Raw genomic sequence first — 13353 nt, forward strand, 5'->3', positions numbered from 1 at the left:
TTGAATTAGTTCCTCAATGTCCGAATGACAGAGCTGACCCTAAATTGCTGTTAGTTATTTGAGGTATTTGGCGAGCCAGCCGTGCACTTCGCTGTAGAAGTAGCGGCTGTTCTCGCCTTTCAGTATCCAGTGATTTTCGTCGGGGAAGACCAGCAGCTTGCTTGGCACGTTCAGGCGCTGCTGGGTGGCGAAGTTCATCAGGGCGTTGTTGGCCGGGACGCGGTAGTCCAGCTCGCCCACGGAGATCAGGATCGGCGTCTTGAAGCCGGTGCCTTTCTCGTGGTTGCCGGCCTGTAGCACCGGGCTTTGCTCGCGCCACACGGCTTGGTCGCCCCAGACCGGACCGCCGCTGTTGGCCTCGCGGCCCCACACGCTGTCGCTGGTGCCCCATTGCATGATGAGGTCCATCTCGCCCGCGTGCGAGACGATGGCTTTGTAGCGCGTGGTGGTCGCTTGCAGCCAGTTGGCCAGGTGGCCGCCATAGCTGGCGCCGCCGGCGGCCAGTTTGCCGCCGTCGATGTAGCTGTATTTTTTGACGGCTTCATCGACCGCTTCGTTGACTTCGTCGCCCGGGCCTTTCAGTGGATCGCCCTGGATGGCGCGGGCGAATTCTTCGCCGTAGCCGGTCGAGCCTTTGTAGTCGGTCAGCAGCACTACATAGCCCGGCTGCGCCAGCAGGTGGTAGTTCCAGCGGATCACGAACTGGTCGCGCCACATATTGGCCGCGCCGCCGTGGATCACCGCGAACAGCGGATACTTCTTGTTCGGGTCGAAGCCGGCCGGTTTGACGATCATGTTGTGGATCATGCGGCCGTCGCTGGCCTTGAACCAGAAGTGTTCCGGCGCCTGCCAGTCGATGCTTGCCGCGCGTTCGGTGTTGAACGAGGTCAGGCGCTTCGGCGCGCCCTGGCCAAACGCGTACACCTCCGGCGGATTGATCGAAGATTCCCACACGCCCACCAGCGCCTTGCCGCCCGCGTTCAGCGAGCCGATGCTGCCGGTCGGCAGCGATGGCTCGTCGCGCAGGTCGCCGCCGTTGTAGTTGATCGAGTGCAGTTGCTCCAGGCCGGCATGCTCGAAGCTGAACACCACGCGGTTGCCGCCGGCCGGCAGGGCGTAGCGCGCGATCGAGCGGTCCAGCGCGGCGGTCAGGATTTTCGGCGTGGGATTGGTCACCGGCCACGACAGGCTGGCCAGGCGGCTCAGGTCGTAGACTTTGCCCGGTTCTTCCGCTTCGGTCAGGGTGAACAGGGTGCGGCCATCGGCGCTGAATTTGAGGTTGCCGTAGCTGCGCTTGTCGGCGGTCAGCTGGGTGGCTTCGCCGCCGGCCACCGGCAGGCTGAAGATTTGCGTATAGCCCGAGGCGCGCGCCAGTTCGTTGCGGTTGGTCGAGGCGGAGAACACGATGGCCTTGCCGTCCGGCGCCCAGATCGCGTCCAGCGTCTGGCCTTCGTCGCCTTGGCCGCCGCCAAAGCCTGGCAGCGCGGCCAGTCTGGTGGTGCTCAGCAGGTCGCGCGGCCTGGCGCCGAGCTCGGCGTCCATCACGAACAGGCGCACCTGTTTGTCGTCCAGCCATTTGTCGAAGAAGCGCGGCGGGAAGGTTTCGTAGGCGCGCGCGCTGTACTTGCGGTCCTTGCGCTCCTTGGCGGTTTTCTTCACGTCCTCTTCATTGGCGTTGCCGGGGAAGATGTCGCTGACGAACAGGATTTGCTTGCCGTCCGGGCTGAACTTGGGCTGGCGCGCGCCCAGGGTCAGCGTGGTGAGGCGCTGCGCCTCGCCGCCGCCCGCCACGTCGATGCGGTAGATCTGGCCGGCGTCGTCGCCGTCGCGCTTGGCGATGAAGATCAGCTGCTTGCTGTCCGGCGACCAGTTGACCGAGCTTTCGCCGCCTTTGCTGAAGGTCAGGCGGCGGGCAGGGGATTCATCGCTCAGCGATTTGATCCACAGATCCGACCATTGTTCCTTGCTGTCGTAGGCAGGATCGGTGACGGAGAACACGGCCCATTTGCCGTCCGGGCTGGGCTGGGGTGCGCCCACGCGCTTCATCAGCCATACATCCTCGTGAGTGATGGCGTGCTTGGCTTGCACGGCGTCGGCCGCAAAAGCCTGGCCCGTCAATTGGGCCGAAATGATGAAGGCAAGAAGAGAAAGTCGCGGTATAGTCATGGCGAGTTCGCTTGTAGAGTCAGTGAAACAAAGATAGTGGCCATAACCGTCATTGCTGTCAATCAAGTTATCCTTCCCTAGACCACGGAGACAACATGCAGACCATTACCAAGGTTCACAAAGTCGCGGCTTTCACCAACGGCGATGCCGGCGGCAATCCGGCCGGCGTGATGATACGCGCCTCGCTGCCGGAGGAGCCGGCCATGCAGCGCATCGCCGCCGAGATGGGGTACTCCGAAACCGTGTTTGCCGCGCCGCATGAGGATGGCTGGCGCGTGCGCTATTTTTCGCCGGATGGCGAGGTGGCGTTCTGCGGCCACGCCACCATCGCGCTGGGCGCCGTGCTGGCGCAGCAGAATGGCGATGGCATTTTTCCGCTGACCACCAATCACACCCGCGTGACGGTGGAGGGCCGCGCCCATGGCGGCGGCGCCAGCGCCGCGCTGCAATCGCCGGCCACTTCCAGCTCGCCCGCTTCGCCGGCGCTGGTGCAGGAGGCCTTGACGCTGTTCGGCTACACGCTGGCCGATCTGGATGACCGCATTCCGCCGGCCGTCGCCAATGGCGGTGTGCATCACCTGGTACTGGCCCTGGCCAGCCGCGACAAGCTGCGCGCCATGCGCTACGAGCTGGGCGCCGGCCGCAGCCTGATGCAGCGTTACGGCCTGACGACGATTTCGCTGGTGTACGCCGAAACGCCGCAGCGTTTCCATGCGCGCAATCCGTTTGCCTCGGGCGGCGTGTATGAGGACCCGGCGACCGGCGCGGCGGCGGCGGCGCTGGCCGGTTATCTGCGCGATCTGGACTGGCCGCATGGCGGCGCCATCGACATCATTCAGGGCGAGGACATGGGCGCGCCTTGCCATCTGCACGTGCAGATTCCGCAGGAGCCGGGCAGTTCGATCCGCGTGTCGGGCAAAGCCCGGATGATAGGCGATTAATCCCACCGTTTGAGCAGGCGCGCCAACTCGCCGGATTTTTCCAGCTGTTCGATGGCGCGCTGCACGCGCAGGCGCACCGCCGCGTCGACGTGGGTGCCCATTGCCATGTAGACGTTGGTGGTGGCCATCACGGTGGGCAGTATCTTCACCTTGTGGGTCAGGCCGGCGCGGTCGATAAAGCCTTGCATGCCAGGCGCGCGGTGCAGGAAGAAACGTCCGCGGCCCGCCGCCAGCTTTTGCAGATTGATGACCGGGCTGGTGGCACTCGGATCGATATGCAGGCCGCCGACGCGGGCCAGCATTTCCGGCGTGGTGTAGCCGCGGTTGGTCAGGATGACGGCTTGCTGGCCGAGGGCGCGCACGTCGTCCCAGTTGCTGATGACGGCGCTGTCGTCGGCGCGCGCGATCAGCTGGTAGCGCAGCTGGAACAGCGGCGGTTCGAGGAACACGTACTGGCGCGCGCGTTCATCGGTTTTTTGCACCGCGCACAGGGCGTCGTGCTGGTGGCTGGCCAGTTCGGAGTGGGCGCGCAGCAGCGGCAGCCACTGCTGGTCGCCGACGAATTGCAGGCTGGGATCGGTGCGCTCGATGGCGCGGAACAGGTCGACGCACAGGCCGACCACGCGCCCGATGCCGGCCGGGATGAATTTGGGCTCGGTGCCTTCCTGGGCCACCACTTTCAGGACCGTGACCGGGGCCGCCGCCACAGGCGCGCCCAGCAGCGCACACAGCAGCGTCAGCCCGCAGCACAGTGCCCTCGACAACATGGTTTCTCCTCTCGTTTTCCTATTCGGAAAGTATAGAGCAGGCGGGCGGGCCAGTGCGGATTATTGCTTGAGCAGGCGTGGCACGCCCTGGCTGACGGCTTCGCGCAGCAGGTGGTCGAGGTAGTCGGTTTTTTCCTTGGCGCTGAGCGCGCCCCAGGTGCGGATGGCGCGGTCATCGGCATTCTGGGCGTAGGTCACCATCTGGCTTTGCTTGAGGTGCACTTCGCCCTCCACCGCCAGCGTGTCGGCGTTGATCAGGCGTAGCTTGATGTAGGCGAACGGCATCAGCACGCCCTGGTTGCTTTCGTGCTTGTTGTGCTTGTCATCGTGCGTGACCACGTTCACCCGGTTGTCCATGTAAAAGCCCAGGCCCTCGATCTTGCCGGTGCCGCCGGATTCATGCATGAATTTCAGTTCGGTGTCGGCGCGGTAGCGGGTGATCAGGATCAGATGGGTGAGGCCCTTGTCCTTCCACAGGCTTTTCAGGAAATCGCGATTGGCCTGGTTGGCGGCGGGCTCGTCGAACATGGCGTTCTGCTTCTGGTGCAGTTCGGCGTCGGTGCTCAGCATCAGGAAGCGGCCGGCCTCGGGTTGGGCTTGCTGCACGGCGGCGCTGGCGGCGCGGATGGCGGCTTCGTCGAACACCGTGTTCTCGCCCAGTGAATACACTTGCTTGTCGTTGGTGTCGGTGCGGCTGCCGATCTCCGGCACGTAGGTGACGGTGGAAATGCTATCGCCGACCAACGAGAGGATGCCGTATTTGCGCGCTGTGCCGGCGGCATGGGCGTTGATGGTCAGCAGCAGGGCCAGGGCAAGCAGGGAGCGTTTCATGACGTCAGGATGACAGTAGGTTGTGGGCGGGATCCTCATCAATTGCCACGGCTTCAATCCCATTTCCTGGTCAGCCGTTCCAGTTCGCCTTTCTTTTCCAGCTGGTTGAGGGCGTTGACCAGGCGTTCGCCGGTGCGGCTGTCGAGGTGCTTGCTGGTGGCGAAGTACAACTTGGCGCTGTACATGATTTGCGGCAGGATCTTGACCTTGTCGGTGGTGCCGGTGCGTTGCAGCAGCTTTTGCAGGCCGGGGCCGCGATGGAAGTACAAACGGCCACGGCCGGCGATCAGCTTTTGCAGGTTGAGGTCCGGGCTGCTGGAGCTGGCGTCCAGTTCGATGCCGCCCATGGCCGCCAGGATGTCGCCGGCGGCAAAGCCGCGGTTGACCAGCACCACGCCGTTCGGCGCCAGCCGGCGCACGTCGTCCCAGTTCTGGATCACCACATCGTCGTTCTGGCGCACCAGGAAGTGGTATTCGATGGTGTACAGGGAGGGGCCGATGAAGTTAAAGCGCTTCTCGCGCTCGACGGTGTGCTGGACCGCGCATTGCACGTCTTCCGTGCCGGACTCCAGCTCGGAATAGGCGCGGACCAGTGGCTTCCAGCGCTGGTCGCCAATGAAGCGCAGGCCGGGATCGACTTGTTCGATCGCACGCATGATGTCGATGCACAAGCCGACAATGCGGTTCTTGCCGTCGGCGATGAACTTGGGTTCGGTGCCCTCCTGGGCGGCGGTGCGCAGTTGAATGACGGATTGCGGCTCGGCGGCGGCCAGCAAAGGAAGCCAGCAGGCTGCCAGCAGCAGCCTTTTCCATGTCCTTTGCCCACCCCTCATAAAGTCCCCAAAAGTCCGGCGCCTCGCGCTCTTTGTCCCTAGCTTACACCAGTGGCTGGCAGTTGAGGAGGTCAGGAGGATTGCTGTCGTGGATGCGCACTGCGGGCAGAAGGGCACTTTGCGCGGCGACCGATGAAAAAAAAGCTTCCGTCTGGAAGCTTTTTTAGGAATTCGGTGGTAGGCCGTGCGGGATTCGAACCTGCGACCAACGGATTAAAAGTCCGCTGCTCTACCAGCTGAGCTAACGACCCCCGAAAGAGGCCGTATTATAGACTGGTCCGCGCAAATTGCAAAGGGCTTTTTATCTGATACCCAAGGCGGCCGTCACTTTCAGCACTTCGTCCGCCGTGGTCACGCCTTCCTCGATCTTGCAGGCGCCGGCCACGCGCAGTGGCTTCATGCCGTCCGCCACGCTCTGGCGGCGCAGGGCCTGGATGTCGGTTTCCTCGCGCACTTGCGAGCTGAAGGCCTCGGTCACGATCAGCAGCTCGTACAGGCCGGTGCGGCCGCGGTAGCCGGTCTGGCGGCATTCCGGACAGCCGACCGGCTTGTACACGGCGGCCGGCTTGGGCAGCCGCCATTCGCCCGCCAGGCTGTGCCAGATTTCGTCGCTCAGCTCGCCGCCTTCGGCCTTGCAGTCCTCGCACAAGGTGCGCACCAGGCGCTGCGCCATGATGCCGATCAGCGTGGCTTCCAGCAGGTAGTAGGGCACGCCCAGTTCCAGCAGGCGCATCACGGCCGAGGGCGCGTCGTTGGTATGCAGTGTCGACAGCACCAGGTGGCCGGTCAGCGCCGCCTGGATCGCCATTTCGGCGGTGGCCAGGTCGCGGATCTCGCCGACCATGATGATGTCCGGGTCTTGCCGCATCAGTGCGCGCACGCCGTCGGCAAACGACAGCTCGATGCCGGGCTGGACCTGCATCTGGTTGAAGGCCGGCTCCACCATCTCGATCGGGTCTTCCACGGTGCAGACGTTGACCTCGGAGGTGGCCAGCGCTTTCAATGTGGTGTACAGGGTGGTGGTCTTGCCCGAGCCGGTCGGCCCGGTCACCAGGATGATGCCGTGCGGGCGCCGGGTCAGCGCGTCCCAGCGGTCGGCGTCGTCCTGCGGGAAGCCCAGTTCCGGCAGGGTCTTGACCACCACGTCCGGGTCGAAGATACGCATCACCAGCTTTTCGCCAAACGCGGTCGGCAGGGTCGACAGGCGCAGTTCGACTTCCTGGCCGCCGGCGGTGCGGGTCTTGATGCGGCCGTCCTGCGGGCGGCGCTTTTCGATCACGTCCATGCGCCCCAGCAGCTTGATGCGCGCGGTCATGGCGATCATCACCACCGCCGGCACCTGGTAGACCTGGTGCAGCACGCCGTCGATGCGGAAGCGGATGGCCGCCATGTCGCGCTTGGGTTCGAGGTGGATGTCGGAGGCGCGCTGTTCAAACGCGTACTGCCACAGCCAGTCGACAATGTTGATGACGTGCTGGTCGTTGGCGTCGACCTGCTTGTTGCTCTTGCCCAGTTCGACCAACTGCTCGAAGTTGTTGCGCAGCGTGAGGTCGTTGCTGTTGGATTTGTTGGCCTTCTTGATCGACTTGGCCAGGCTGAAGAACTGGGTGATGTATTGCGCGATGTCGAGCGGATTGGCGATCACGCGGCGGATCGCGCGGCGCGAGATCTTGGCGATCTCCGCTTCCCACTCCTGGGCGTTGGGATCGGCGGTGGCCACCACCAGCGTGTCGGCGGTCAGCTCCACCGGCAGGATGTTGAAGCGGGCGGCGTAGCTGGCCGACATCACGTCGGCCACCTTGGTGAAGTCGATCTTCAGCGGATCGATGCGGATGAAGGGCAGGTTGGAGCGCTGCGCCAGCCATTCGCACAGCGCGTCCAGCGTCAGCAGCTTGTGCGGCGGTTGCGCCGACAGCAGTTTGGCGTGCGCTACCGCGCACAAGGGATGCATGTAGCCGCTGGTGTTCTTGAGGATGGCCGAGCTTTGCGCGTACAGCTCCTTGACCTCGGCCTTGCGTATCATGCCGTCGGCCAGCAGCCATGTGTAAATCTGTTGCAGGTCGAGCGGTGTCATGCGGCCAGCCTTTCTATTTTGTCGTGATGCCCTTGACCCAGGACTTGGCCGGCAGCTTGGTGTCGGCCACGATCTGCGCGGCGCGCGCCGCCAGCGCCGCCGGATCGATTGCGTGCTGGCGCTTGAAGGCTATCGCGACCACGTTACCATCATGTACCCGCGGCAGGCAAATCACTTGCGCAAAGGCGAACTTCATGGCCTTGAGGTTGCGCGCGTAGCTCGGGTGGTCGCCGAACAGGTTGACGGTCATCACGCCATCGTCGGTCAGGCAGGCGTTGCAGGAGGTGTAGAACTCCGGCGTGTCCAGCACCGGGCCGCGCGCGGTGGCGTCGTACAGGTCGACTTGCAGCACGTCCAGCGTGTTGACGTTGGCCTTGTCGTTGACGAAGTCCAGCGCGTCCATTTCCAGCACCTGCAAGCGGCCATCGTTGGGCGGCAGCTTGAACATCGATGCGCAGATCGCGATCACCGAGGGATTCAGTTCGATGGCGGTGACCTGGGCCTCGGGGAAGGTGGCGTGGCAGAACTTGGTCAGCGCCGCCGTGCCCAGGCCCAGTTGGGCGATGCGGCGCGGCTGCTCCAGCCACAGCATCCAGGCCATCATCTGCTGCGCGTATTCCAGCTCCGGCCAGTTGGGCTTGCGGATGCGCATGGCGCCCTGCACCCATTCGGTGCCGAAGTGCAGGTAGCGCACGCCGTCCTGCTCGGACAGGGTGACCGGCGCGTATTTCGGCTTGCGGGCCTTGGCCGGCGCGGACTTCGACGCCGGGCGCGAAGATTCTTCTTTTTCGATGGATTTACGTTTGATTAACATTGGGACGGGCCGCTGGAGATGAATCGGCATTATCTGAAAACGACAATGCCGGCGCAAGGCCGGCATTGTCAGGGGAGGGCGTCAGGCGCTCAACGCTGCATCGGTTCCACCACCACGCGCAGGCGCACACGCTCGCCCGGGTCGTAGGACATGACGCTGGTGTAGTTGCGGCCGCGGTAGTCGTAGGTCACCTCATAGCCCGAGGTGCGCGATTCCCAGTGGTCCACGGTGCGGCACTGCTTGACGGCTTGCTGGCCCACCGGGCCGCTGTTCGGGGTGTTGGCGTTGTCGACGCGGTCGCCCACCAGCGCGCCGGCGATGGCGCCGGCGGCGGTGGCCACCGAGCGGCCGGTGCCGCCGCCCACCTGGTTGCCGGCCAGGCCGCCCACCAGGCCGCCGATGATGGCGCCGCCCACGCTGCGCTCAGGCGCAGGCTGCTGGACTTGCACGTACTCGGTACGGCACTCCTGGCGCGGACGGTTGATTTGCTCGACTTGCGGGGTGACGCGCACCACGCGGCCGAAATCCTCGAAATCAGCCGCTTGGGCTTGGGCAAATTGCATGGCGCTCAGGCTCAGGGCCGATGCGATCAGTTTGGCTTGCAGGTTCATGTGATACCTCGTTTCGTTCAGGGTGTCTATCAGGGGGATTCTGATATTGCATGAAACGTATGGTAATCCGGCGCCGAAGCCCCGACTAGTGGCTGGGCGGTATCTGTGGCAACAAATTGTAACAGCGGGGCAAAGCTGAATTGTGCCGATTTCACCCCTAAATCCGGTAAAAATCTTCTGTTTTTAACAAATATTGCGTTAGACACCACATACGTGTTGATCTGGGAGGAACAACACGTTACCCTAATACGCGTATGGGATTGAATGGCCGGCGCCGACCCGCCAGCCATGTTAAGTGGACAGGTGCTCAAATTATTTACTCATTAATACACAAGTTAGGCACTCCCGACAGCAAAGTGGACACTCCGTACATACCAGGTCAAATTGAGGGAAACGAGAGCTTGCTGGCCAGCGTGCCGCCCAACCTCGTGCAGTCGATCCGCGCCTTCCGCGTGACCGAGTTGCAAGAGGAAGCGGCCAGGCTGGGGCAGCACTTCCTGTACGCGCACCCGATCGCCGGGGCGACCAAGCAGCAAGTGCTGGGCATTATTTCGGAGTCGTTCCTGTTTCCCAAGGGTGTAGGCAAGAATTTCGACGGGCTGCGGGAGACCCTGACCGAAACCATGTTCAAGGCAGGCCAGCAGACCGGCTTCCTGATCGTCCTCGAACAATTGCCGAACACCCAAAAATTTGACAAGGAAGCAAGGGAAACCCTGCTGGACGTCTTCCGCGACGCTGCCGATTACTGGGCCGACAAAAAAGTGCCATTCCGGGTGTTTTACTCCTTCGAGTAAACGCGCGCCGCCGCATGCCCGCGTGGGACGGGCCGCCCGACTCCTGCTGCATTGCAACAATTCTTGAGTGGCTGTGTGCCTGTGGACAAGGTACAATGCCGGGTTATGAAAAACATCGTCATCCTTATTTCCGGCCGCGGCAGCAATATGGAAGCCATCGTGCGCGCGCTGGAGACCGAGCGCTGGCCGGCGCGCATTGCCGCCGTGATCAGCAACCGCGCGGATGCGCCCGGCCTGGCGTTCGCCGCCCGGCACGGGATCGCGACCGCCGTGGTGGTCAACAAGGATTACGCCAGCCGCGCCGAGTTCGACGCCGCCCTGCAAACCGCGATCGATGGCTTTTCGCCCGATCTGGTGGTGCTGGCCGGTTTCATGCGCATCCTGACCGAGCCGTTCGTCACGCACTACGCCGGACGCATGCTCAATATTCATCCGTCGCTGTTGCCGCTGTTCCCGGGCCTGGCGACGCATGCGCAGGCGCTGGCCGCCGGCGTGCGGGAACATGGCGCCACGGTGCATTTCGTAACGGCCGAACTCGATCACGGGCCGATGGTGTTACAGGCGTCGGTGCCTGTGCTGCCGGATGATACGGTCGAAACCCTGTCGGCCCGCGTGCTGGAACAGGAACATGTCATTTATCCACGCGCGGTGCGCTGGTTTGTAGAAGACAGGTTGACGTTGGCGCAGGGCGCGGTCCAGGTGGACCACAGTAAGTAAAAACTAACCAAGGAATTCCATGAGATTGCCTCCAGCGATACTCGCCAACGCCGAAGAAGTGTTGCGCGAGATTTTGCGCTTTGCCGCGCCGGCCGACACCACCCTGTCGCGCTACTTCAAAGACCATCCGCGCCTGGGCGGCCGCGAGCGCGGCGCCATTGCCGAGTCGGTGTACAACGTGCTGCGCAATAAAAACTTCTACACCGATTTCTCCGAGCAGGGCGGCGGCGCCACCATGCGCCGCCTGACCTTGCTGGGCATGGCGGACGCGGTGGGCCTGGAGTCGCTGGGCGGCGTGTCGGCCGAGGAAGCCGAGTGGGTCACCCGCATCATGGGCATCGACCGCACGCTGATGCACAAGTCCAGCCGCTCCAACATGCCGAAGTGGCTGTTCGACAAGTTGGTGGCGCAAATGGGCGAGGAAGAAACGCTGGCGCTGGCCGACGGCATGAACCAGCCGGCGCCGCTGGACCTGCGCGTCAACGCGCTCAAGGACAACCGCGAGGACGTCATCGCCAAGCTGGCCGAAGCGCCGATCAAGGCCGAGCCGACCCCGTACGCGCCGCTGGGCCTGCGCATCCTGACCAAGCCGGCGCTGCAAAACCTGCCGCTGTTCAAGGATGGCCATATCGAGGTGCAGGACGAGGGCAGCCAGATCCTGTCGGCGCTGGTGGCCGCCAAGCGCGGCGAGATGGTGGTGGACTTCTGCGCCGGCGCCGGCGGCAAGACGCTGTCGCTGGGCGCGACCATGCGCAACACCGGCCGCCTGTACGCCTTCGACGTCTCGGAAAAGCGCCTGACCAAGCTGAAGCCGCGGCTGGCGCGCAGCGGCCTGTCGAACGTGCATCCGGTGGTGATCGCGCACGAGCGCGACGCCAAGATCAAGCGCCTGGCCGGCAAGATCGACCGCGTGCTGGTGGATGCGCCATGCTCGGGCCTGGGCACCCTGCGCCGCAACCCGGACGTGAAATGGCGCCAGAAGCCGGACGCCATCGGCGAGCTGCAAGTCAAGCAGGCCGCCATTCTGGATGGCGCCGCGCGCCTGGTGAAGGGCGGCGGCCGCCTGGTGTACGCCACCTGCTCGGTGCTGGATGACGAGAATGAATTCATCGCCAGCCAATTCCTGGCAACCCATCCGGACTTCGAACTGGTCCCGATGAGCAAGGCGCTGGCCGAGCAGAAGATCGAACTGGAGATGGGCGACTACCTCAAGCTGCTGCCGCACAAGCACCAGACCGATGGCTTCTTTGCCGCCGTGTTCGAGCGCAAGCCGATGCCGAAGAAGGCCAGGGAAGAAGACGAAGCGTAATTCAACAGGCCGGGGAATCCGGCCTGTTTTACGTTAAGCTACACACCTCAATCACAGGACCATTCACACGATGCCGCAACAACAGCCCTTGCTCAACCTGATCGAAGACCTCACCGGCGACCTGCGCGACCCCAGCCTGCTGTGGCAGTTGGCCGCCATCGCCGTCTCCGTGGTGATCGGCTTCGGGCTGGCGCGGCTGTTGAAGAAGCGCTTCGGCCGTCGCGATGGGCCCACGGGCGTGCTGGGCTTTGGCGTCGAGAGTTTCGGCCGGGTGATGGCGCCGCTGGCCGTGATCGGCCTGCTGGCGCTGTCGCGCGTGATCCTGGCCAGGTTCCATTACACCCACGTCAACTGGATCAAGGTGGCGATGCCGATCTTCGGTTCGCTGGCGGTGATCCGCTTCACCTTCTACCTGATCCGCCGGGTGTTCGCGCGCAACGGCCGCACCATCAGCGCCACCATGCTGGCGTTCGAGAAGGTGTTCCAGCTGCTGGTGTGGCTGGCCTTCGTGCTGTACATCACCGGTTTGTGGAACGATGTGTTCCTGTTCATGGATGGCACCATCCTGCCGATCGGTAAGTACAAGGTCAGCATCGCCGACGTCCTGCAAGCCACCGCCTCGGTGATCGTGCTGCTGATGCTGGCGCTGTGGGCCGGCGCCGCGCTGGAAGAATGGCTGATGAAAGTGCAGGGCATGCACACCAATCTGCGGGTGGTGGTGTCGCGCACGGCGCGCGCGTTGCTGATCCTGGTGGCGGTGCTGATGAGCCTGTCGTTGGTGGGCATCGACCTGACCGTGCTGTCGGTGTTTGGCGGCGCGCTGGGCGTGGGGCTGGGTCTGGGCCTGCAGAAGATCGCCAGCAACTACGTGTCCGGCTTTGTGATCCTGCTGGACCGCTCGCTGACCATCGGCGACATGATCACGGTCGACAAGTACAGCGGCCGCGTCACCCAGATCAACACCCGCTACACCGTGCTGCAAGGGCTGGACGGCATGGAGTCCATCGTGCCCAACGAGATGCTGGTGTCGGGCGCGGTGCAGAATTCCTCGCTGACCAACAGCCGGGTGAATATTTCGACCAAGGTGTCGGTGGCTTACGATACCGACGTCGATTTGGTGATTCAGTTGCTGACCGACGCCGCGCTGACGGTGGAGCGTGTGCTGAAGGAACCGTCGCCATCGGTCAACCTGACCACCTTTGGCGCCGACGGCCTGGACCTGACGGTCAACTTCTGGATCGGCGATCCGGAGAACGGCCGTGGCGGCGTGACGTCCGACGTCAACCGCGCGATCTGGCGCGCGCTCAAGGAAAACAATATCTCTGTTCCATTCCCGCAACGGGAAATGCGCATCCTTGGCCCTGTGCCCGCGCCGCTCGCGGCGCAAGAAAGCACGACCGTGCCCAAGGAATAATCAGTGATTCAGAGAAAACCGTCGTACAATATCGTCCAAAAGTCGGAAACGGCGGGCGACGTACGCCTGTAAAAAACACAAT

The 13353-nt window shown here is 63.6% G+C and carries 12 protein-coding genes and 1 tRNA gene; 5 read left to right on the forward strand and 8 right to left on the reverse strand.

Annotated elements, in window-relative coordinates:
* Positions 1-54: 54 nt before the first annotated feature.
* Positions 55-2166, reverse strand: coding sequence for a dipeptidyl-peptidase 5 (locus GM676_RS16645; protein WP_155464835.1), 2112 nt, complete (start codon positions 2164-2166; stop codon positions 55-57).
* Positions 2167-2261: 95 nt separating this feature from the next.
* On the opposite strand from GM676_RS16645, the gene GM676_RS16650 reads away from it, so the two are divergent.
* Entirely contained in the window at positions 2262-3107 is an 846-nt protein-coding gene (locus GM676_RS16650) for a PhzF family phenazine biosynthesis protein (protein WP_155464837.1), read from the forward strand.
* Here GM676_RS16650 and GM676_RS16655 read toward each other — a convergent pair.
* From GM676_RS16655 to GM676_RS16685, 7 genes are all read right to left on the reverse strand, one after another.
* Complete coding sequence (locus GM676_RS16655) at positions 3104-3874, reverse strand: substrate-binding periplasmic protein (RefSeq protein ID WP_155464839.1); 771 nt, start codon at positions 3872-3874, stop codon at positions 3104-3106. The genes GM676_RS16650 and GM676_RS16655 overlap by 4 nt on opposite strands.
* 60 nt (positions 3875-3934) lie before the next feature.
* Positions 3935-4705 carry a hypothetical protein gene (locus tag GM676_RS16660; protein ID WP_155464841.1) on the reverse strand — a complete coding sequence of 257 codons (771 nt, stop codon included), beginning with the start codon at positions 4703-4705 and terminating at the stop codon, positions 3935-3937.
* Between the two features lie 53 nt (positions 4706-4758).
* Complete coding sequence (locus GM676_RS16665; RefSeq protein ID WP_155464843.1) at positions 4759-5538, reverse strand: substrate-binding periplasmic protein; 780 nt, start codon at positions 5536-5538, stop codon at positions 4759-4761.
* Positions 5539-5713: 175 nt separating this feature from the next.
* Positions 5714-5789 (reverse strand) — tRNA-Lys (locus GM676_RS16670).
* Between the two features lie 50 nt (positions 5790-5839).
* Complete coding sequence (gene tfpB, locus GM676_RS16675; RefSeq protein WP_155464845.1) at positions 5840-7612, reverse strand: type IV pilus assembly ATPase TfpB; 1773 nt, start codon at positions 7610-7612, stop codon at positions 5840-5842.
* A gap of 13 nt (positions 7613-7625) precedes the next feature.
* A complete protein-coding gene (locus GM676_RS16680; protein WP_155464847.1) occupies positions 7626-8426 on the reverse strand; it encodes a spermine/spermidine synthase domain-containing protein in 801 nt (266 codons plus the stop codon).
* Between the two features lie 89 nt (positions 8427-8515).
* Positions 8516-9037 (reverse strand): glycine zipper 2TM domain-containing protein, encoded by a 522-nt coding sequence (locus tag GM676_RS16685; RefSeq protein ID WP_155464849.1) that lies wholly within the window; start codon positions 9035-9037, stop codon positions 8516-8518.
* 401 nt (positions 9038-9438) lie between these two features.
* Between GM676_RS16685 and GM676_RS16690 the strand changes: the two genes are divergently transcribed.
* From GM676_RS16690 to GM676_RS16705, 4 genes are all read left to right on the forward strand, one after another.
* Positions 9439-9831, forward strand: a complete 393-nt coding sequence (locus GM676_RS16690) for a barstar family protein (RefSeq protein WP_229262733.1) — start codon at positions 9439-9441, stop codon at positions 9829-9831.
* Between the two features lie 105 nt (positions 9832-9936).
* Positions 9937-10548 (forward strand): phosphoribosylglycinamide formyltransferase, encoded by a 612-nt coding sequence (gene purN / locus GM676_RS16695; RefSeq protein WP_155464853.1) that lies wholly within the window; start codon positions 9937-9939, stop codon positions 10546-10548.
* A gap of 19 nt (positions 10549-10567) precedes the next feature.
* The gene (locus GM676_RS16700; RefSeq protein ID WP_155464855.1) at positions 10568-11857 is read left to right on the forward strand and encodes an RsmB/NOP family class I SAM-dependent RNA methyltransferase; all 1290 of its coding nucleotides are present in this window, start codon (positions 10568-10570) and stop codon (positions 11855-11857) included.
* 70 nt (positions 11858-11927) lie between these two features.
* Positions 11928-13271, forward strand: a complete 1344-nt coding sequence (locus GM676_RS16705) for a mechanosensitive ion channel family protein (RefSeq protein WP_155464857.1) — start codon at positions 11928-11930, stop codon at positions 13269-13271.
* Positions 13272-13353: the final 82 nt, after the last annotated feature.

The sequence above is a fragment of the Duganella radicis genome (genome assembly GCF_009720825.1).
GTDB classification, from domain to species: Bacteria; Pseudomonadota; Gammaproteobacteria; order Burkholderiales; family Burkholderiaceae_D; genus Rugamonas; species Rugamonas radicis.